The 20,651-nt window shown below is 57.5% G+C and carries 21 protein-coding genes; 11 read left to right on the top strand and 10 right to left on the bottom strand.

Annotated features, from left to right (window positions below; all coding sequences use genetic code 11):
• Nucleotides 1–52: 52 nt before the first annotated feature.
• Entirely contained in the window at nucleotides 53–838 is a 786-nt protein-coding gene (gene znuB, locus V1599_RS15640) for a zinc ABC transporter permease subunit ZnuB (protein ID WP_297120372.1), read from the bottom strand.
• Nucleotides 835–1,590, bottom strand: a complete 756-nt coding sequence (znuC, locus tag V1599_RS15635; RefSeq protein ID WP_112012428.1) for a zinc ABC transporter ATP-binding protein ZnuC — start codon at nucleotides 1,588–1,590, stop codon at nucleotides 835–837. Before znuC ends, znuB begins: the two co-directional genes overlap by 4 nt.
• A gap of 77 nt (nucleotides 1,591–1,667) precedes the next feature.
• Between znuC and znuA the strand changes: the two genes are divergently transcribed.
• The 3 genes from znuA (at nucleotide 1,668) to lpxM (ending at nucleotide 5,036) form a co-directional block, all read left to right on the top strand.
• Nucleotides 1,668–2,612, top strand: coding sequence for a zinc ABC transporter substrate-binding protein ZnuA (znuA, locus tag V1599_RS15630; protein ID WP_146745791.1), 945 nt, complete (start codon nucleotides 1,668–1,670; stop codon nucleotides 2,610–2,612).
• A 15-nt stretch (nucleotides 2,613–2,627) separates the two neighbouring features.
• The gene (gene mepM / locus V1599_RS15625; protein WP_395300381.1) at nucleotides 2,628–3,947 is read left to right on the top strand and encodes a murein DD-endopeptidase MepM; all 1,320 of its coding nucleotides are present in this window, start codon (nucleotides 2,628–2,630) and stop codon (nucleotides 3,945–3,947) included.
• A 117-nt stretch (nucleotides 3,948–4,064) separates the two neighbouring features.
• Entirely contained in the window at nucleotides 4,065–5,036 is a 972-nt protein-coding gene (gene lpxM, locus V1599_RS15620) for a lauroyl-Kdo(2)-lipid IV(A) myristoyltransferase (RefSeq protein ID WP_297120376.1), read from the top strand.
• A gap of 51 nt (nucleotides 5,037–5,087) precedes the next feature.
• On the opposite strand, the gene pyk is transcribed toward lpxM, so the two are convergent.
• Nucleotides 5,088–6,530, bottom strand: coding sequence for a pyruvate kinase (pyk, locus tag V1599_RS15615; protein ID WP_112012431.1), 1,443 nt, complete (start codon nucleotides 6,528–6,530; stop codon nucleotides 5,088–5,090).
• Between the two features lie 123 nt (nucleotides 6,531–6,653).
• Complete coding sequence (locus tag V1599_RS15610) at nucleotides 6,654–7,523, bottom strand: MurR/RpiR family transcriptional regulator (protein ID WP_112012505.1); 870 nt, start codon at nucleotides 7,521–7,523, stop codon at nucleotides 6,654–6,656.
• A gap of 358 nt (nucleotides 7,524–7,881) precedes the next feature.
• Here V1599_RS15610 and zwf point away from each other — a divergent pair, with 358 nt between their 5' ends.
• The 3 genes from zwf (at nucleotide 7,882) to kdgA (ending at nucleotide 12,081) form a co-directional block, all read left to right on the top strand.
• Nucleotides 7,882–9,357, top strand: a complete 1,476-nt coding sequence (gene zwf, locus V1599_RS15605) for a glucose-6-phosphate dehydrogenase (RefSeq protein WP_112012432.1) — start codon at nucleotides 7,882–7,884, stop codon at nucleotides 9,355–9,357.
• A 231-nt stretch (nucleotides 9,358–9,588) separates the two neighbouring features.
• A complete protein-coding gene (gene edd, locus V1599_RS15600) occupies nucleotides 9,589–11,400 on the top strand; it encodes a phosphogluconate dehydratase (RefSeq protein ID WP_395300380.1) in 1,812 nt (603 codons plus the stop codon).
• Between the two features lie 39 nt (nucleotides 11,401–11,439).
• A complete protein-coding gene (gene kdgA / locus V1599_RS15595; protein ID WP_006176036.1) occupies nucleotides 11,440–12,081 on the top strand; it encodes a bifunctional 4-hydroxy-2-oxoglutarate aldolase/2-dehydro-3-deoxy-phosphogluconate aldolase in 642 nt (213 codons plus the stop codon).
• A 44-nt stretch (nucleotides 12,082–12,125) separates the two neighbouring features.
• Here the strand turns inward: kdgA and purT are convergent, their stop codons facing one another.
• Complete coding sequence (purT, locus tag V1599_RS15590; RefSeq protein ID WP_395300379.1) at nucleotides 12,126–13,304, bottom strand: formate-dependent phosphoribosylglycinamide formyltransferase; 1,179 nt, start codon at nucleotides 13,302–13,304, stop codon at nucleotides 12,126–12,128.
• Nucleotides 13,305–13,476: 172 nt separating this feature from the next.
• Here purT and V1599_RS15585 point away from each other — a divergent pair, with 172 nt between their 5' ends.
• The gene (locus tag V1599_RS15585) at nucleotides 13,477–14,127 is read left to right on the top strand and encodes a tellurite resistance TerB family protein (protein WP_297120388.1); all 651 of its coding nucleotides are present in this window, start codon (nucleotides 13,477–13,479) and stop codon (nucleotides 14,125–14,127) included.
• An 85-nt stretch (nucleotides 14,128–14,212) separates the two neighbouring features.
• Nucleotides 14,213–16,288, top strand: a complete 2,076-nt coding sequence (gene ptrB / locus V1599_RS15580) for an oligopeptidase B (protein WP_395300378.1) — start codon at nucleotides 14,213–14,215, stop codon at nucleotides 16,286–16,288.
• Here the strand turns inward: ptrB and exoX are convergent.
• The 3 genes from exoX to V1599_RS15565 form a co-directional block, all read right to left on the bottom strand.
• On the bottom strand, nucleotides 16,270–16,932 hold the full coding sequence (gene exoX, locus V1599_RS15575; protein ID WP_112012437.1) for an exodeoxyribonuclease X: 663 nt from the start codon (nucleotides 16,930–16,932) through the stop codon (nucleotides 16,270–16,272). The two genes, ptrB and exoX, sit on opposite strands and share 19 nt — an antisense overlap.
• A gap of 24 nt (nucleotides 16,933–16,956) precedes the next feature.
• Nucleotides 16,957–17,607 carry a nitrilase-related carbon-nitrogen hydrolase gene (locus tag V1599_RS15570; RefSeq protein ID WP_112012438.1) on the bottom strand — a complete coding sequence of 217 codons (651 nt, stop codon included), beginning with the start codon at nucleotides 17,605–17,607 and terminating at the stop codon, nucleotides 16,957–16,959.
• Between the two features lie 109 nt (nucleotides 17,608–17,716).
• Nucleotides 17,717–17,947 (bottom strand): DNA polymerase III subunit theta, encoded by a 231-nt coding sequence (locus V1599_RS15565; RefSeq protein WP_008500465.1) that lies wholly within the window; start codon nucleotides 17,945–17,947, stop codon nucleotides 17,717–17,719.
• A gap of 137 nt (nucleotides 17,948–18,084) precedes the next feature.
• Between V1599_RS15565 and yobA the strand changes: the two genes are divergently transcribed.
• Genes yobA through V1599_RS15550 form a run of 3 tightly spaced genes read left to right on the top strand, consistent with a single transcriptional unit; the run spans nucleotide 18,085 to nucleotide 19,678 of the window.
• The gene (yobA, locus tag V1599_RS15560; protein ID WP_395300377.1) at nucleotides 18,085–18,456 is read left to right on the top strand and encodes a CopC domain-containing protein YobA; all 372 of its coding nucleotides are present in this window, start codon (nucleotides 18,085–18,087) and stop codon (nucleotides 18,454–18,456) included.
• A gap of 1 nt (nucleotide 18,457) precedes the next feature.
• The gene (copD, locus tag V1599_RS15555; protein ID WP_395300376.1) at nucleotides 18,458–19,327 is read left to right on the top strand and encodes a copper homeostasis membrane protein CopD; all 870 of its coding nucleotides are present in this window, start codon (nucleotides 18,458–18,460) and stop codon (nucleotides 19,325–19,327) included.
• 9 nt (nucleotides 19,328–19,336) lie between these two features.
• On the top strand, nucleotides 19,337–19,678 hold the full coding sequence (locus V1599_RS15550; RefSeq protein WP_112012441.1) for a YebY family protein: 342 nt from the start codon (nucleotides 19,337–19,339) through the stop codon (nucleotides 19,676–19,678).
• 121 nt (nucleotides 19,679–19,799) lie between these two features.
• Here the strand turns inward: V1599_RS15550 and V1599_RS15545 are convergent, their stop codons facing one another.
• Both V1599_RS15545 and V1599_RS15540 read right to left on the bottom strand, forming a co-directional pair.
• Nucleotides 19,800–19,952 (bottom strand): hypothetical protein, encoded by a 153-nt coding sequence (locus tag V1599_RS15545; RefSeq protein WP_181573258.1) that lies wholly within the window; start codon nucleotides 19,950–19,952, stop codon nucleotides 19,800–19,802.
• A 289-nt stretch (nucleotides 19,953–20,241) separates the two neighbouring features.
• Nucleotides 20,242–20,601, bottom strand: a complete 360-nt coding sequence (locus tag V1599_RS15540; RefSeq protein WP_395300375.1) for a hypothetical protein — start codon at nucleotides 20,599–20,601, stop codon at nucleotides 20,242–20,244.
• Nucleotides 20,602–20,651 lie beyond the last annotated feature (50 nt).

The following is a 20,651-nucleotide window of genomic DNA, read 5'->3' as shown; positions in this document are numbered from 1 at the left end:
TTCCCTCTCCCGGTGGGAGAGGGGGAGGATGAGGGCATCAGCGCCCTCAATGCTAACTTGCCGGCTTCTTCAACATACTGAAGATAAACAACACCGCCGCGCACAACACCACCGACGGCCCCGCAGGGGTATCATAAAACGCCGAGAAGGTGAGCCCGCCGGTGACGGCAATCATTCCGATAATTACCGCTACGCCCGCCATTTGCTCCGGCGTGCGCGCGAAACGGCGCGCCGTAGCGGCCGGAATGATCAGCAGGGACGTAATAATCAGCGCGCCAACAAACTTCATTGCCACGCCAATCGTTAACGCCGTCACCAGCATCAGCAGCAGCTTAACGCGCTGCAGCTTAACGCCGTCAACGAACGCCAGATCGGGGCTGACGGTCATCGCCAGCAGGTTACGCCATTGCCACAGCAGAATGCCGAGCACGATCGCCACCCCAATCGCGATGGAAAGTAAATCCTCCGGCGTGACGGCGAGTAAATCCCCGAACAGGTAGGCCATCAGGTCAACGCGTATGTTTGACATCAGGCTGACGACCACCAGGCCCAGCGACAGCGCGCTGTGCGCCATGATCCCTAACAGGGTATCAATGGCAAGGTGAGGGCGCTTTTCCAGCCAGACAAGGCCCGCCGCGAGCAGCAGCGTGACGACAATCACCGCATAAAACGGATTCACGTCCAGCAGCAGCCCGAAGGCCACCCCAAGCAGAGAGGCGTGGGCCAGCGTGTCGCCGAAATAAGACATCCTGCGCCATACTACGAACGAGCCAAGCGGGCCCGCGGCGCAGGCAAGCATAATCCCGGCCAGCCAGCCGGGCAGTAACAGTTCAATCATGAGTGTCCATTTCCCCGACGCAGGACGATTCGTCCCTGTAAATCATGGCGGTGATTGTGATTATGGCGATAAATGCCGAGCTGTTCGGCGCCTCGAGAGCCAAACATAGAGATAAACTCGGGATGCATAGAGACCACTTCCGGCGTGCCGGAACAGCAAATATGGTGGTTCAGGCACAGCACTTCATCCGTCTTTGCCATCACCAGATGCAGGTCGTGCGACACCATCAAAACCGCGCAGTTAAGCTCCTGACGCAGCCGATCGATAAGATCGTAAAGCGCAACCTGGCCGTTGACGTCCACGCCCTGAGTCGGCTCGTCCAGCACCAGCAGCTGCGGGCTGCTCAACAGGGCGCGGGCAAGAAGCACGCGTTGGGTTTCGCCGCCGGAGAGCTTTTGCATGGGCGCGTCAATAAGATGGCCCGCCTGCACGCGTTTGAGCGCCGGAAGGATATCCGCTTTGCGCGTGCCGGGGCGCAGCCGCAGGAAGCGGCTGACCGTTAGCGGCAGGGTCGCGTCAAGATGCAGTTTTTGCGGCACGTAGCCGATGCGCAGCTGGCCGTCACGCTTGATGACGCCTGCGTCGGGTGCTACGAGGCCAAGGACTACGCGCACCAGCGTCGATTTACCCGCGCCGTTAGGACCCAGCAGCGTCAGTATTTTTCCAGGCTTAAGCTGCAAAGAGACGTCAGCGAGGACGCGGCGCTGGCCGTAAGAGACCGAAACATTTTCAAGAGAAACCAGAGTAGTCATGTCAATTTATGCTTGCAGAAGTCAACGAATGTTATAATATCACATTCCCCGCATTCATTACGATGATAAGTTGCATTATGTTACATAAAAATACGCTTCTTTTCGCAGCATTATCCACCGCCCTTTGGGGCACAACAGCACAAGATGTTAACGCTGCCGTTGTTGCATCGCTCAAGCCGCTTGGGTTCATTGCATCAGCCATCGCTGATGGGGTGACAGAGACCCAGGTTTTACTGCCTGATGGTGCTTCCGAGCATGATTATTCACTGCGCCCTTCTGATGTAAAACGCTTACAAAACGCAGACTTAGTTGTCTGGATTGGTCCAGAAATGGAAGCGTTTATGCAAAAGTCAGCTAAGCAGGTTCCCGCTCAAAACAAGGTGACCATCGCCGAGCTGACGGGCGTTAAACCGCTGCTTATGAAAGGTGACGACGACGACGAAGACGAGCATGGGCACGATCGCGCAAACGAAGGAAAAGGTGACGAACATCACCATCACGGAGAATATAACATGCATCTCTGGCTCTCCCCAGAGATAGCGCGGCTCTCGGCGGTTGCAATCCATGACAAATTAGTGGAACTTATGCCGCAAAGTCGAGCCAAACTAGACGCCAACCTGAAGGATTTTGAGGCACAATTAGCCGCAACCGATAAGCAGGTGGGTAACGAGCTCGCGCCGCTGAAAGGAAAAGGGTATTTCGTTTTTCATGACGCCTACGGCTATTACGAAAAACACTACGGCCTGACCCCGCTGGGTCACTTTACCGTCAACCCTGAAATTCAGCCTGGTGCGCAGCGTTTACATGAAATCAGAACACAGTTGGTTGAGCAAAAAGCGACATGCGTTTTTGCTGAGCCACAGTTCAGGCCAGCGGTCGTAGAAGCCGTGGCCAGGGGAACTTCCGTGCGCATGGGAACCCTTGACCCGCTAGGAACGAATATCCAGTTGAGCAAAGCGAGCTACTCGCAGTTCCTCAGCCAACTGGCGAACCAGTATGCGAGCTGCCTGAAAGGAGATTAACGAGGAAGTGAATACGTGCAACAGATAGCCCGCTCTGTCGCTCTGGCATTTAACAATCTGCCGCGTCCCCATCGCGTTATGCTGGGGTCGCTTACCGTTCTCACACTTGCGGTCGCCGTCTGGCGGCCGTATGTGTACCACCCCAGTTCTGCCCCTATCATCAAGACGATCGAGCTTGAAAAGAGCGAGATTCGTTCACTTTTGCCTGAGGCCAGTGAGCCAATCGATCAGGCCGCGCAGGAAGACGAAGCGATTCCTCAGGACGAGCTGGATGATAAAACCGCCAACGAAGCGGGCATCCACGAGTATGTCGTCTCAACGGGCGATACCTTAAGCAGCGTGCTCAACCAGTACGGCATCGATATGGGTGATATCAGCCAGCTTGCCGCCTCGGATAAAGAGCTGCGTAACCTGAAAATTGGTCAGCAGCTGTCCTGGACCTTGACCGCAGACGGTGATTTACAGCGTCTGACCTGGGAAATGTCTCGTCGCGAAACGCGCACCTACGATCGCACTGCAAACGGTTTCAAGATGACCAGCGAGATGCAGCAGGGCGACTGGGTCAATAGCGTGATGAAAGGCACCGTTGGCGGAAGCTTTGTTGCCAGCGCGCGCGATGCTGGCCTGACGAGCGCTGAAATCAGCTCGGTGATCCGGGCGATGCAGTGGCAGATGGACTTCCGCAAGCTGAAAAAAGGCGATCAGTTCTCCGTTTTGATGTCCCGAGAAATGCTCGACGGTAAGCGCGAGCAGAGCCAGCTGCTGGGCGTGCGCCTGCGTTCAGACGGTAAAGATTATTATGCCGTTCGCGCAGAGGACGGAAAATTCTACGACCGTAACGGTACCGGCCTCGCGAAGGGCTTCCTGCGCTTCCCGACGGCGAAGCAGTTCCGCATCTCTTCCAACTTTAACCCGCGTCGTCTCAACCCGGTCACCGGGCGCGTCGCGCCGCATCGAGGCGTAGACTTCGCCATGCCGCAGGGGACGCCTGTGCTGGCGGTAGGCGATGGTGAAGTGGTTGTTGCGAAACGTAGCGGTGCGGCAGGTTACTACGTGGCGGTTCGTCATGGTCGTACCTATACCACCCGCTATATGCACCTGCGCAAGCTGCTGGTGAAGCCGGGCCAGAAGGTGAAGCGTGGCGATCGCATCGCGCTTTCGGGCAATACCGGGCGTTCGACCGGGCCACATCTGCACTATGAGGTGTGGATCAACCAGCAGGCGGTGAACCCGCTGACGGCGAAACTGCCGCGCACCGAAGGCCTGACGGGTAAAGATCGTTCCGAATACCTGGCGCAGGTAAAAGAGGTTCTGCCGCAGCTGCGCTTCGACTAAGCCCTGAATTTAATCATAAAGCCGGCCTCTCATTGCGCCGGCTTTTTCTTTTGTGTGCGAGCCACTGCCTCGCTACACTATTGCCATATATTTGCGTCACCAGACCCTGGAACCAGCATGGAACCCAAAAAAAATAATAGTGAATACATTCCTGAGTTTGAAAAATCATTTCGCCATCCGCGCAACTGGGGCTCGTGGCTGGGCGTGTATGCCTTTGCGGGCATTGCTTTGCTGCCCGCCACCGTGCGCGATCCGGTGCTGGGTAAAATCGGCCGCATCGCCGGGCGTTTAGGCAAAAGCGCGCGCCGCCGGGCACAGATCAATTTGTACTACTGTTTCCCTGAAAAAAGCGACGCCGAGCGCGAGGCAATCATTGATGAGATGTATACAACCGCGCCGCAGGCGATGGCGATGATGGCCGAGCTGGCGCTGCGCGGGCCGGAAAAGATCGTTAACCGCGTCGACTGGAAAGGGCTGGAAATCATTGAAGAGATGCGCCGCAACGATGAAAAGGTGATTTTCCTCGTGCCGCACGGCTGGGGCGTGGATATTCCTGCGATGCTGATGGCGTCCCAGGGCCAGAAAATGGCGGCGATGTTCCACAACCAGGGAAATAAAATCTTCGATTTCGTCTGGAATACGGTTCGCCGCCGCTTCGGCGGGCGCCTGCACGCGCGCAACGACGGCATTAAGCCGTTTATCCAGTCCGTGCGACAGGGATACTGGGGCTACTATCTGCCGGACCAGGATCACGGCCCCGAGCACAGCGAGTTTGTCGATTTCTTCGCTACCTATAAAGCGACGCTGCCCGCCATTGGCCGACTGATGAAAGTGTGCCGCGCCCGCGTCATTCCGCTATTCCCGGTTTACGACGGTAAAACGCACCGTCTGAGCATTGAGGTGCGTCCGCCGATGGACGACCTGCTGACCGCAGACGATAACACTATCGCGCGTCGGATGAATGAAGAGGTCGAGATTCTGGTAGGGCCGCATACCGAACAGTACACGTGGATATTGAAGCTGCTCAAGACGCGCAAGCCGGGCGAAACGGAGCCGTACAAGCGCAACGAACTGTTCCCGAAGAAATAAAATTTCCCCTCACGTTGCCCCTCTCCCCAGCGGGGGAGAGGGGGGCGTACGTTATTCGACGGTCAATACGCGGGTGGTGTTGGTTGAGCCGATGGTGCTCATCACGTCGCCCTGGGTCACGATGACGATATCACCGGACACCAGATAGCCCTTGTCGCGCAGCAGGTTAACGGCGTCGTGCGCGGCGGCTACGCCGTCATTGGTGCTGTCGAAGTGAACCGGCGTCACGCCGCGGTATAGCGCCGTCAGGTTCAGCGTGCGCTCGTGGCGAGACATCGCAAAGATTGGCAGGCCGGAACTGATGCGCGACGTCATCAGCGCGGTGCGGCCTGACTCGGTCATGGTAATAATCGCGGTCACGCCTTTCAGGTGGTTAGCGGCATACATTGCGGACATCGCAATCGCTTCTTCCACGTTGTCGAACTGGATGTCCAGGCGGTGTTTAGAGACGTTGATGCTTGGGATTTTTTCAGCGCCCAGGCACACGCGCGCCATTGCCGCGACGGTTTCCGCCGGGTACTGGCCCGCCGCCGTTTCCGCAGACAGCATCACCGCATCGGTACCGTCAAGCACGGCGTTCGCCACGTCCATCACTTCCGCACGCGTTGGCATTGGGTTGGTGATCATCGACTCCATCATCTGGGTCGCGGTGATCACGGCGCGGTTCAGCTGGCGCGCGCGGCGGATTAAGGCTTTCTGAATGCCGACAAGCTCAGGGTCACCGATTTCAACGCCGAGGTCACCGCGGGCAACCATGACCACGTCGGACGCCAGGATTACGTCGTCCATCGCGTCCTGATCGCAGACGGCTTCCGCGCGCTCAACCTTGGCCACAATTTTTGCATCGCAGCCTGCGTCGCGCGCCAGGCGGCGGGCGTAGTTCAGATCTTCACCGCAGCGAGGGAAGGAGACGGCCAGGTAATCCACGCCGATTTGCGCCGCGGTGACGATGTCCGCTTTGTCTTTCTCGGTCAGCGCTTCCGCTGAAAGGCCGCCGCCGAGCTTGTTGATGCCTTTGTTGTTGGAAAGCGGGCCGCCGACGGTCACTTCGGTAAAGACCTTCATCCCCTGAACTTCAAGCACTTTCAGCTGTACGCGCCCATCGTCGAGCAGCAGGATGTCGCCGGGCACAACGTCAGCCGGCAGGCCTTTATAGTCGATACCGACTTTCTCTTTATCACCTTCGCCTTTGCTCAGGTTGGCGTCCAGCAGGAATTTATCGCCAATGTTGAGAAAAACTTTGCCTTCTTTAAACGTGGAAACGCGAATTTTGGGACCCTGAAGGTCGCCGAGGATCGCGACGTGACGGCCCAGTTTTGCCGCAATCTCACGGACTTTATCGGCACGTAACTTATGGTCTTCTGGCGTACCGTGAGAGAAGTTCATTCGCACCACGTTGGCGCCTGCGGCGATAATTTTTTCGAGGTTATTATCGCGGTCGGTGGCCGGGCCTAAGGTGGTGACGATCTTGGTTCTGCGAAGCCTTCTGGACATGTAATACTCCGTTGACTGAAACAACTTTGGTGTTGCGTGAACATTGAATCGATCTTCTTTCTGCTGCAAGGCAGCAGGGAACTGACCGGATGCCGTGAATCGTTACAACTTAGTTATTAACTATTAGGATATATCGCTCTTTATAAGCAATTCTTTATCAAAACGCGATTCCTTAAGCGCTTCTTTGACCCGCTTCAAGTTATCTCTGAATTTTGCGCCGCGTCGTAAGGTAAAACCGGTCGCCAGCACGTCGATGACCGTCAGCTGCGCCAGGCGGGACACCATCGGCATATACATGTCGGTGTCTTCCGGCACGTCCAGGGTGATGGCCAGGGTCGCTTCCCGGGCCAGCGGCGTGCCCGCGGTGGTCAGGGCAATAACCATCGCATCGTTTTCACGCGCCAGCTGTGCCAGCTCAACCTGGCTTTTGGTTCGTCCGGTATGAGAAATCAGGACTACAACGTCATCCTCGCTACAGTTCATACAGCTCATGCGTTGCAGGACAATGTCATCAGAATAGATAACCGGCACGTTAAAGCGGAAGAATTTGTTCATGGCATCATGCGCCACGGCGGCAGAGGAGCCCAGGCCAAAGAACGCGATGCGTTTAGCCTGCGTCAGCAAATCGACGGCGCGATTCACCGCGCTCATATCCAGCGACTGACGAACGTGGTCGAGCGTTGCCATGGCGGATTCAAAAATTTTTGCGGTATAGGCATCAACGCTGTCGTCTTCATCCACGTTGCGATTAACATACGGGGTGCCGTTTGCCAGACTTTGTGCCAGATGCAGTTTAAAATCCGGGAAGCCGCGGGTTTCCATGCTCCGGCAGAACCGGTTAACCGTGGGTTCGCTGACGCCTGACTCCTGCGCCAAAGCGGCGATGCTTGAATGAATGGCCTGCGCGGGAGAGGCGAGAATAACTTCAGCCACTTTTCGCTCGGATTTGCTAAGGTGTTCCAGTTGAAACTGAATTTTTTCCAGCATGTTCATCATTAACACGGCGCTCGTGGGGACAAAACGATTTCATCTATAGATGAAATGTTGATTCGATTTAGCCGATATTACCCCTGTGGTCTCTTTATAGGGTATCAGGCGACACGAAAAGGTGTTGTTTTTTTTCATAACTTGATCGCTGTCGGGTTTTACAGAAGCGTGACGGAGCAAAGAATAAACGGATTGTTGCGGCATTTCCGCCCCACATGCGCCGGACGGCCAAAAAATCGCGTTATCGCACGCGACGTTAAGCGCTAATGGTTTCGGGAATGACGTAAAAGCAGTACAGTGCATTGTAATAAAATTACAACGATACCTGGCAAAAGCACCAGGTTATCCAACTGAGGAGAATGACATGGCGGTAACGCAAACAGCCCAGGCATGTGACCTGGTCATTTTCGGCGCGAAAGGCGACCTTGCACGCCGGAAATTGCTGCCTTCCCTGTACCAACTGGAGAAAGCGGGCCAACTTCATCCGGATACCCGTATCCTGGGCGTAGGGCGCGCCGACTGGGACAAGGACGCGTATACAAAAATCGTGCGCGAAGCGCTCGAAACCTTCATGAAAGAGAAAATTGACGAAGCGCTGTGGGATACGCTGAGCGGACGTCTCGATTTCTGTAACCTGGACGTTAACGACGTGAAGGCGTTTAAACGCCTGGGCGACATGCTCGACCAGAAAAACCGCGTTACCATTAACTATTTTGCCATGCCGCCAAGCACCTTCGGCGCGATTTGCAAAGGCCTAGGCGAAGCGAAGCTCAACGCTAAGCCAGCGCGCGTGGTGATGGAAAAACCGCTGGGCACGTCGCTTGCCACCTCTCGCGAAATCAACGATCAGGTCGGTGAATATTTCGAAGAGTGCCAGGTTTACCGTATCGACCACTATCTCGGTAAGGAGACGGTGCTGAACCTGCTGGCGCTGCGTTTTGCCAACTCCCTGTTCGTGAACAACTGGGATAACCGCACCATCGACCACGTGGAAATTACCGTGGCGGAAGAGGTGGGTATCGAAGGGCGCTGGGGCTATTTTGACCAGGCCGGCCAGATGCGCGACATGATCCAGAACCACCTGCTGCAAATCCTGTGCATGATCGCCATGTCACCGCCGTCCGACCTGACGGCAGACAGCATTCGCGACGCCAAGGTGAAAGTGCTCAAATCACTGCGCCGCATTGACCGCTCAAACGTTCGCGAGAAAACCGTGCGCGGTCAGTACACCTCCGGATTTGCCCAGGGCAAAAAAGTGCCGGGCTACCTGGAAGAAGAGGGCGCCAACAAGGCCAGCAATACCGAGACGTTTGTGGCGATCCGCGTTGATATCGACGACTGGCGCTGGGCGGGCGTACCGTTCTACCTGCGCACCGGCAAGCGTCTGCCGACCAAATGCTCCGAAGTCGTGGTCTATTTCAAAAACCCAGAGCTGAACCTCTTCAAAGAGTCCTGGCAGGAGCTGCCGCAGAACAAGCTCACCATCCGCCTGCAGCCGGACGAGGGCGTGGATATTCAGATCCTGAACAAAGTTCCGGGCCTGGATCACAAGCACAACCTGCAGACCACCAAGCTGGACCTGAGCTATTCCGAGACCTTCAATCAGACGCACCTGGCCGACGCCTACGAGCGCCTGCTGCTGGAGACCATGCGCGGCATTCAGGCGCTGTTTGTTCGCCGTGACGAAGTGGAAGAGGCGTGGAAGTGGGTTGACTCCATCACCGAAGCCTGGGCTGCCGACCAGGATGCGCCAAAACCGTATCAGGCGGGAACCTGGGGCCCTGTGGCGTCCGTGGCAATGATCACCCGTGACGGTCGTTCCTGGAACGAGTTTGAGTAATTGCGCTTTACTCCACAGGTATTATTTTACCGGTAACATGATCTAACACAGCTAGTGGAATAATATTTAAATTTTAAGCTCCGCGTGGATTCACCCGCGGAGCTTTTTTTATTACACTGCCGGAAGTGATTTTGCCCCTGAGCTCCGGACATCAAGCGTTTCAGCGTTGTTAACAACCGTCAGACACTTTGTAGACTCCCGAGCCCGGCCAGATAATTTAGAGGAGCATTTATGAATCCGACATTGTTACGCGTAACACAACGCATTATCGAACGCTCGAGAACGACCCGTTCAGCCTACCTCGCCCGCATCGAGCAGGCAAAAAGTGACACCGTTCACCGCTCGCAGCTCGCCTGCGGTAACCTGGCCCACGGCTTCGCGGCCTGCCAGGCCGACGATAAAGCCTCGCTGAAGAGCATGCTGCGTAACAATATCGCCATCATCACCTCCTATAACGACATGCTTTCCGCGCACCAGCCCTACGAGGTCTACCCGGACATCATCCGTAAAGCTCTGCACAGCGTAAATGCGGTAGGCCAGGTGGCGGGCGGCGTGCCGGCCATGTGCGACGGCGTAACCCAGGGGCAGGACGGCATGGAGCTTTCGCTGCTCAGCCGCGAAGTGATCGCGATGTCCGCGGCCGTTGGCCTCTCCCATAACATGTTCGACGGCGCGCTCTATCTCGGCGTGTGCGACAAAATTGTCCCGGGGCTGGCGATGGCGGCGCTGTCGTTTGGTCATCTGCCGGCGATCTTCGTGCCGTCCGGCCCGATGGCCAGCGGCCTGCCAAACAAAGAGAAGGTGCGCATTCGCCAGCTGTACGCTGAAGGCAAGGCGGATCGTCAGGCGCTGCTGGAAGCCGAAGCCGCGTCCTACCACGCGCCGGGAACCTGCACGTTCTACGGCACTGCCAACACCAACCAGATGGTGGTGGAATTTATGGGGATGCAGCTTCCGGGCTCATCCTTTATTCAGCCGGATGCGCCGCTGCGCAAAGCGCTGACCGAGGCCGCCGCGCGTCAGGTTACCCGCCTGACCGGCAACGGCAACGAGTGGATGCCGCTGGGCAAAATGGTTGACGAGAAAGTTATCGTCAACGGCATCGTGGCGCTGCTGGCAACCGGCGGGTCAACCAACCACACCATGCACCTGGTGGCGATGGCGCGCGCGGCGGGCATTTTAATCAACTGGGATGACTTCTCCGACATCTCTGCCGTGGTGCCGCTGATGGCGCGCCTGTACCCGAACGGCCCGGCGGACATCAACCACTTCCAGGCCGCGGGCGGCGTGCCGGTGCTAATGCGCGAGCTGCTGAAAGGCGGCCTGCTGCATGAAGACGTGAACACGGTGGCCGGATTTGGCCTGCAGCGTTACACCCTTGAGCCGTGGCTGAACAACGGCGAGCTGGACTGGCGCGAAGGGGCTGAGGCGTCTCTTGACCCGCAGGTCATCGCCACCTTCGACAAACCGTTCTCCCATCACGGCGGCACGAAGGTGCTGAGCGGCAACCTGGGCCGCGCGGTGATGAAAACCTCTGCGGTGCCGGAAGAGAATCAAATCATCGAAGCCCCGGCCGTGGTGTTTGAAAGCCAGCACGACGTTCTGCCCGCGTTTGACGCCGGGCTGCTTGATAAGGATTGCGTAGTGGTGGTGCGTCATCAGGGGCCGAAAGCGAACGGCATGCCAGAATTACATAAACTTATGCCGCCGCTTGGTGTATTATTGGACCGCCGTTTCAAAATTGCGCTTGTCACCGACGGTCGCCTCTCTGGTGCATCCGGTAAAGTGCCTTCTGCGATCCACGTGACTCCGGAAGCGTATGACGGCGGCCTGTTGGCGAAGGTTCGCGACGGCGACATGATTCGCGTGAACGGCCAGACGGGCGAACTTACCCTGTTGGTCGATGACGCTGAGCTGGCTGCGCGTCAGCCACATATTCCTGACCTGAGCGCGTCACGCGTGGGCACCGGACGCGAAATGTTCAGTGCGCTGCGTGAGAAGCTGTCCGGCGCGGAGCAGGGCGCAACCTGTATGACGTTTTAAGACGACGTGATTTAATCGATCTGGCGAGAGAAAACTCTGATGAAAAACTGGAAAACAAGTGCAGAAGCAATCCTGACCACTGGCCCTGTCGTGCCGGTTATCGTGGTGAATAAACTGGAGCACGCCGTTCCGATGGCGAAAGCCCTGGTTGCCGGCGGCGTGCGCGTGCTGGAAGTGACGCTGCGCACCGCCTGCGCGATGGACGCCATCCGCGCTATCGCCAAAGAGGTGCCGGACGCCATTATCGGGGCGGGTACGGTACTGAACGCCCAGCAGCTGGCGGACGTGACCGAAGCCGGCGCGCAGTTTGCGATTAGCCCGGGCCTGACCGAGCCGCTGCTGAAAGCGGCCACCGAAGGCACCATTCCCCTGATCCCGGGCATCAGCACCGTTTCTGAACTGATGCTGGGCATGGACTACGGCCTGAAGGAGTTCAAATTCTTCCCGGCGGAAGCGAACGGCGGCACCAAGGCGCTGCAGGCGATCGCGGGTCCATTCTCTCAGGTGCGTTTCTGCCCGACCGGCGGTATCTCTCCAGCCAACTACCGCGACTACCTGGCGCTGAAAAGCGTGCTGTGCATCGGCGGCTCGTGGCTGGTTCCGGCGGATGCGCTGGAAGCCGGCGACTGGGACCGCATTACTAAGCTGGCTCGCGAAGCGGTTGAAGGCGCGAAGCAGTAAGCGACCCTTATGCGTAAAAAAAACGGGCCAAGCGGCCCGTTTTTTTATCCCGCAACCTTAACGGCTGCCGCGGCAGCTTTGGCTCTCGCAACCGCATCGTCAACGTTTTCTCCCGTCGCGAGCGCCACGCCCAGACGGCGCGCGCCGTCAATCTCCGGCTTACCGAACAGGCGCAGCTGCAATCCTGCGCCGACCGCGCCGTCAACGCCATCAAACGTGACGTTCTGGCTGGTCAGCTGCGGCAGGATCACCGCCGATGCGGCCGGACCATACTGGCGGATGCCGCCAACGGGCAGGCCGAGGAAGGCGCGCACGTGCAGGGCGAACTCGGAAAGATCCTGCGAAATCAGCGTCACCATCCCGGTATCGTGCGGGCGAGGAGAAACCTCGCTGAAAATGACCTCGTCGCCGCAGACGAACAGCTCAACGCCGAACAGGCCGTAGCCGCCGAGCGCCAGCACGGTCTTGCGGGCAATCTCCTGCGCGCGCTCCAGCGCCAGATCGCTCATCCGCTGCGGCTGCCAGGATTCACGGTAGTCGCCGTCTTCCTGACGGTGGCCGATAGGCTCGCAGAAGTGAACGCCGTCGACGGCGCTGACGGTCAGCAGGGTGATTTCGAAGTCAAACTTCACGACGCCTTCCACAATTACGCGTCCGGCTCCGGCGCGCCCGCCCTGCTGCGCATAGTCCCAGGCCTTATCAAGCTGCGTCATATCGCGAACAAAGCTCTGCCCCTTACCGGACGAACTCATGACGGGCTTAATGATGCACGGGTAGCCAATTTCACTGACCGCCTGCACGAACTCTTCTTTATTTCCGGCGAAACGGTAGCGGGAGGTCGGCAGCGCCAGCTCTTCGGCAGCCAGCCGCCGAATGCCCTCGCGGTTCATGGTGAGCTTCGCGGCGTTCGCGGTGGGTACCACGCGCTGGCCTTCCTGCTCAAGCGCCACCAGCGTGTCGGTGGCAATCGCTTCGATTTCCGGCACGACGAAATCAGGCTTCTCCTGTGCGATCAGCGCGCGCAGGGCATCACCGTCGAGCATATTAACAACGTGCGAGCGGTGGGCAACGTGCATGGCGGGCGCGTCGGCATAGCGGTCTACGGCAATGACCTCTACGCCCAGGCGCTGGCACTCAATGGCAACCTCTTTGCCCAGTTCACCCGATCCTAACAGCATGACGCGCGTGGCGGCAGGGCGCAGCGCGGTTCCTAAACGAGTCATAGCATCTCCCTAAAAAAAGTTGCGCGCAGTATAAACGAAAACGTTTGCGTATGTCATGGCTGCACATGGGCAATGGCGAGAGGAAATTTGCGCTTCTTTAGCGCAACCAGACATTTCCTGACGTCCACTCGCATAGGCTGTGATCGTTAATCACCGTTAAGTGAGGGAAGTCATGTCAGGCTGGTTGAATCAATTGCAATCGATGTTGGGTCAGAAAACGTCATCTTCCGGCGAGCAGGGGTTGAGCAAGCTGCTTGTGCCCGGCGCGCTTGGCGGGCTGGCAGGGCTGCTGGTAGCCAATAAATCATCGCGCAAGCTGCTGGCGAAGTACGGCACCGGCGCGCTGCTGGCGGGGGGAGGCGCCATTGCCGGCTCGGTGCTGTGGAACAAGTACAAAGACAAGGTGCGTACCGCGCACCGGGACGAGCCTCACTATGGCGAGCATACCTCTCCTTTAGATCTGCGAACGGAAAGGCTGATCCTCGCCCTGGTTTTCGCGGCCAAAAGCGACGGGCATATTGACGACAGGGAACGGGCCGCCATCGAACAGCAGATGCGCGAGGCGGGCGTTGAGGAGCAGGGCAGAGCGCTGGTTGCCCAGGCTATCGAACAGCCGCTCGATCCCCAGCGCCTGGCGCAGAGCGTCAAAAACGAAGAGGAGGCGCTCGAGCTCTATTTTCTGAGCTGCGCCGCCATCGATGTCGACCACTTTATGGAGCGTAGCTACCTGAACGCGCTGGGCGATGCGCTGAAGATCCCGCAGGACGTTCGCGACGGTATTGAAAAAGATATCCAGGCGCAAAAGCAGGCGATTCAGGGGTAGCGACAGCGGTGGCGGTCACGTTTCGCTTGCATCATGCGTGGGTTTTGCCACCCTTATAGGGTGTGAAACTGACAAGTAAAACGCTATGCCACCGAAAGCCCGACGAACTCCCTACGCCATCACCACCCACGGCGATACGCGCATCGACAACTACTACTGGCTGCGGGACGACACGCGTTCCCAGCCGGACGTGCTCGACTATCTCCACGCCGAGAACGACTATGGCCGCAAGGTCATGGCCAGCCAGCAGGCGCTGCAGGACGCGCTTCTGGCCGAGATGGTGCAGCGCATTCCCCAGCGCGATATTTCAGCCCCGTGGACCAAAAACGGCTACCGCTACCGCCATATCTACGAGCCGGGCAACGAGTATCCCATTTATCAGCGCCAGTCGGTGCTGAGCGCGGAGTGGGACGCGTGGGATCTGCTGCTGGACGCCAATCAGCGCGCTGCACACAGCGAGTTTTATACCCTGGGAGGGATGTCGATCTCCCCGGATAACGCCATCATGGCGCTGGCCGAAGACTATCTCTCGCGCAGGCAGTACGGCCTGCGGTTCCGCAACCTGGAGACGGGTAACTGGTATCCGGAAATGCTCGACAACGTCTCTCCGGACTTTGTCTGGGGAAACGATTCGGAAACGGTCTACTACGTCAAAAAGCATGCCTCCACGCTGCTGCCTTACCAGGTCTGGCGGCACACGGTGGGGAGCGCGTCCGCCCAGGACGAGCTGGTGTATGAGGAGAAGGACGAGACGTTTTACGTCAGCCTGCATAAAACCTCGTCGCGCCACTACGTCATCATTCACCTCGCCAGCGCGACGACCTCTGAAGTGCTGCTGCTGGACGCCGAGCTGCCGGACGCGCAGCCGCTCTGCTTCCTGCCGCGTCGTAAGGACCATGAGTATAGCCTCGACCACTTCCAGCACAGCTTTTACCTGCGCTCTAACCGCGAGGGCAAAAACTTTGGCCTGTACAAAACCAAGGTGCGCGACGAGCGCAGGTGGGAGGTGCTCATTCCGGCGCGCGAGCAGGTGATGCTCGAAGGCTTTACGCTGTTTACCGACTGGCTGGTGGTGGAAGAGCGCCAGCGCGGGCTCACCAGCATCCGGCAGATCAATCGCAAAACGCGCGAGGCGGTGGGGATCGCCTTCGACGATCCGGCGTACGTGACGTGGATCGGCTTTAACCCCGAGCCGGAATCATCCCGCCTGCGCTACGGCTATTCTTCGATGACCACCCCGGACACGCTGTTTGAGCTTGATATGGACACCGGCCAGCGGCAGGTGATCAAGCAGGCCGAGATCGGCGGCTTCGATTCCGACCTGTACCGCAGCGAGCACCTGTGGGTGATTGCCCGCGACGGCGTGGAAGTTCCTGTCTCGCTCGTGTACCGCAAGGACTGCTTCCAGAAGGGGGAAAACCCGATTCTCGTCTACGGATACGGTTCCTACGGCTCCAGCATCGATGCCGACTTCAGCAGCAGCCGCTTAAGCCTCCTTGACCGCGGGTTCGTCTACGCTATTGCCCATATCCGCGGCGGCGGCGAACTTGGGCAGCACTGGTATGAAGACGGCAAATTCCTGAAAAAGAAAAACACCTTTAACGATTATCTCGACGTCTGCGACGCGCTGATTGAACAAGGCTACGGCGATCCGTCGCGCTGTTTCGGCATGGGCGGCAGCGCGGGCGGCATGCTGATGGGGGCCGCAATCAACCTGCGCCCCGAACGCTTCAAAGGCGTTATCGCCCAGGTGCCGTTTGTGGACGTGGTGACCACGATGCTGGACGAGTCGATTCCGCTGACCACCGGCGAATTTGAAGAGTGGGGAAATCCGCAGGACGAAATCTACTACCGCTACATGAAAGCGTACAGCCCTTACGACAACGTGGAGGCAAAAGCCTATCCGCACCTGCTGGTGACGACGGGGCTTCACGATTCGCAGGTGCAGTACTGGGAACCGGCAAAATGGGTCGCAAAGCTCCGCGAGCTGAAAACCGATGATAATTTGCTGCTGCTTTGTACGGATATGGATTCAGGGCACGGCGGGAAATCGGGACGCTTTAAATCCTATGAGGGCGTGGCGCTGGAGTATGCGTTTCTGATTGGCCTGGCGCAGGGGACGCTGCCAGGCCGCAGTGAAGGTCAGGCTTCGCCCAGATAGTGCTTCAGGGTCAGGCGCAGTTCCGGGCTCATCTTGTCGAGGTTGTTATACAGCCAGCGCAGATAGCCCGGATCTTTATCCGCCACTTCCGACACCGGTTTTCCGCGATATTTGCCGAAGGTGAAGGTGGTCATCAGCGCGGGACGGCCGGTGATCGTCGCCATATCATCCGGCGTCCAGCCGGACGCGTTCATGATATCAATCAGCAGCGCGGCGGTGATGTAGCAGTCGTACAGCGCCCGGTGATGATGTAGCCCTTCCGGGGTGCGCACGCTCAGCTTGCGGGACTTATAGAGCGCCATATTGCTGTATTTGATGCCCGGCCACAGGCGGCGGGCCAGCTTCATGGTGCAAATCCACTCGCCGGGCATTTCGGGCAGCACGCGGCGGTCAAAGCTGGCGTTGTGCGCCACGTACCATGGGCTGCCGTAATAGTGGGGAATAACCTCTTCAATCCACGGTTTATCCGCCACCATTGACTCGGTAATGCGGTGAATCGCCATCGCCTGCGGGCTAATCGGACGATCCGGGCGGACAAGATGACTCATTGGGTTGACTATTTTTCCGTCGATAACGTCGACAGAAGCCACTTCCACTATTCCGCCCTGGAGATCGCAGGTTTCGGTGTCGATGACGCGCAGCATTGATCGCTCCTGACCATAAAACGTTTAGCCTAAAGGAATGATATCGCCTTGCCAACCCTGTCGGCTCAACGAACCGGTTAACAGCAGCTCCCCTTTGTCCGCGCGAACGATAAGCTGGCCTTTTTCATCCCACAGTGCGCTGCCGCTGCGTGCGTTCGCCATCAGCACGGCAATGGCGTATTTATGTGCAAAGCGCTGCAGCATGCCGATCGACTGGCACCAGCGACGATCGCCGACCGCCTGGCTGCTGGTAAACAGCGCTGCCTGCGGATCGAGGTTCGGCTCGTCGGACTGAGGGTCGATAAGGGTGAGCTGTATGTCCCCCGGGATCAGGCTTGCGCCGCTTCCCTGTGGATAGCGCAGAAGGGTATCGCGTTTGGGTGAAAACAGGGCGAGCCCTTTGTGACGTTGGCCGTGCCTGTCGATCGTGATACCGGCAATGAGCGTGATGCGATGCTCCCTGGCGGCGGCCAGCAGAGGGGCAAGCTGGCGGTCGTCCGGCGGCGCGGGGAGAGAGGCCGTCGCGGGCCCCGTCAGCGAAAGCTCGGGGAAGACCAGTAAATCGCACTGCTGGCGGGCGGCTTCGACAATAAACCGCAGATGGTGTTCTACGTGTTCTTCAACGTGATGATGCTGCGCTGCGTATTGGGCAGCGGCAATATTCCATCGTGACATCGTGATTTCCTTATGCACAGAGTCGCAGAATTTAAGAATACACCTAAATTAATAAGGGTCTTCTAATCCTGCCATAATCCGTGTAAGGAAGTGTAACGTCACGTTAAGCTTATTTAACTTTCGGCTCGTAGGGGAGGCGCGACAGGTTAACCGAGGCGAGGCGGTGTGCTATGAGTCGCTCGCGGAACCAGTCGCGCAGGTGTGCAGGCTGTTCACGCTCAACCACTTCCGCCACGACAGGCATGTTGTAACGCTCTTTAAAGGCGACGCCTGCGGCGGCGAGATCGACGTTCACTTTATCCATCTCGTCCTGAGGAAGGGCGGCCAGATTGATCTTCATTTCCTTCTCCTTTTTATGCGGCGGCAACGTTACCGCGATTGCATGACGATGACAAGCGGGCGCAGGATGATCCTCGACTCGGTTATTATACAGAGTTATTCTTGGCCATACAGGCATAACAAAAAGGAATGATTTCTATGGGCATTTCCGCATCTCGCGCGGTTTGCGCGCTCGTTTTTCTGGCTTCCACCGCCATAGCACCGTCCGTCTGGGCGCATGCGCATCTGAAGCAGCCTACGCCCGCCGTGGACAGCGTGGTTGAGGCACCGCAGCGCATTACGCTGGCATTTTCTGAAGGCATAGAGCCTGGCTTCAGCGGCGTTGTTATCACCGGTGCGCAGCAGCAGGTTGTAAAGACCGGCGCGGTTAAACGCGATGAAAAGGATAAGGCACGGCTGATTGTTCCGCTTGACCAGGCGCTGACGACAGGTACCTACCGGGTTGACTGGCACGTGGTCTCCGTGGACGGCCACAAAACCAAAGGCAGCTACAGCTTTAGCGTCAAATAACATGCTGGCGCTTTGCTACGTCGCGCTGCGCTTTGTTCACTTTGGCGCACTGATGCTCCTCTTCGGCAACGCGCTGTACAGCGCCTGGTTTGCTCCTTCTTCGCTGCATCGCCTGATGACGCACCGCTTTCAGACGCAGCAAAAGATCGCCGCGCTGCTGGGCCTGGCGACCGCGCTGGCCATGTTCGCCCTGCAGGGCGGGTTAATGGGCAACGGCTGGGGCGACGTGCCGCGTCCTGACGTCTGGCGCATTGTGCTTCAAACCCAGTTTGGCAGCGTCTGGCTATGGCAAATCATCCTGGCTTTTGTTACCGCCTGCGCGGCGTGGCTCGCGCCGATGAAAGGATCGCGGATGCTGCTGCTCGCCATGGGGCAATTTATGCTGCTGGCCGGGGTAGGGCACGCGACCATGAACGAGGGGCTGGCGGGGGCCGCACAGCGCCTTAACCACGCCGTGCATCTGCTTTGTGCCGCCGCGTGGCTGGGAGGACTCCTTCCTCTGCTGTTTTGCATGCGGCTGGCAAAGGGGCGCTGGCAGAACGCGGCTATCTATACCATGATGCGCTTTTCCCGCGTGGGGCATTACGCCGTGGCGGGCGTATTGCTAACCGGCATTTTCAACGCGCTCTTTATCCTGGGGTTTAGCGTACCCTGGCGCACCGGCTACGTTCAGCTGCTGTTGTTCAAATGTGCGCTGGTGGCGATGATGGTGGCAATTGCGCTGGTGAATCGGTATTTTCTGGTACCTCGCTTTCGTTCGGACGCCGGACGTGCACAGCAGATTTTTATCAGGATGACACAGGCCGAGGTGGCGCTTGGCGCGGCCGTACTGGCAGCGGTCAGCCTGTTTGCGACCTGGGAACCCTTCTGACAAGGTTTAATTATGAAAAAGACACTGCTTTCCCTTTTACTGTTAACCTGCGCGGGAAGCGCGCTGGCCGCGCCGCAGGTGATTACCGTCAGCCGTTTTGAAGTGGGCAAAGACAAATGGGCGTTTAATCGCGAAGAGGTGATGCTCACCTGCCGTCCGGGTCACGCGCTGTACGCGATCAACCCCAGCACACTGGTGCAGTATCCGTTAAACGACGTTGCAGAGCAGCAGGTGGCCAGCGGTAAAAGTAACGGGCAGCCTATCAGCGTGATTCAGATTGACGATCCGGCAAACCCAGGCCAAAAGATGAGCCTGGCTCCGTTTGTCGAGCGCGCCGAAAAGCTCTGCTAGTTTTCTGCTTCCAATAAAAAACCGCAGTCGCGTGCGAACGCTCTGCGGTTTTTTGTTTTTGATGATGCTCATTCGCCTTTTTTCAGCACACTTTTACCGTGGACTGGAAAACCTGGCGTCGTCATCTATTCTTAAAGGGCAAGGCGATTGAGCCTGCATTAATGCCAACTTTTAGCGCACGGCTCTCTCCCAAGAGCCATTTCCCTGGACCGAATACAGGAATCGTATTCGGTCTCTTTTTATCTCTTTGTTCATCGAGGGCTTTTTCAGCCATAACATGAAATCCCCCCGAAAATTAACCGAACATTCCATATTCTCTCTAAACCATAACATACACTATACCGCGTGCGTCCAGGTATTTTTGGGTGATTGTTAAATTTTTGTGGCCGAGTAAACGTTGCGCATATTCTTCTCCACGCTGCTTTTCATTGAGCCCACCTGCCGGGCTTCCGATCTCGTGGAGAGGGGGCTCATTTTAACCCGGTTCAATTTCTTATCGCTGCGGCGAGCCGTAAGGTCAGAAGGGGATAACTACGCCTTTTGATATGTTCTCCCTTCGACGCTTATTCGCGAAAATAGGGTATATCGGTAGGGTAAGTATTTGTCAGACCGATCAATCGGCAGCCGACCAGCTTTTTCATGTCTGCAAACCAGAACGAAAATTGCCCGGTGGTCTGGTCATAAATCATCTGATCAAGATTGGCAAACTGGAACATAAGAAGTGGCCCCTTACGAAAGTGTCCTCCTCCTGTTTCAAACTGATTAACACCCCATGACTCTTGCGTATGATCGTAACGGTGAAGGATGACTTCAATCTTGCCACGGTGTGGGCAAAGCAACCTGATGTCAGAGTTTTCGAGGGATAAAGCATGGGATGTAACTGAGTAAAAAAAGGCTAATGCAAAAGTAATGACGTATTTCATTAAGAAAAATCCTGTGAGTGTCCGAAATTTATGACATCTTCAGATTTTCC

This window comes from Enterobacter sp. ECC-175 (assembly GCF_043968675.1).
Lineage (GTDB): Bacteria > Pseudomonadota > Gammaproteobacteria > Enterobacterales > Enterobacteriaceae > Enterobacter.
The sequence above is the reverse complement of the archived record's forward strand: the minus strand, read 5'-3'. Positions and strand labels throughout refer to the sequence as shown.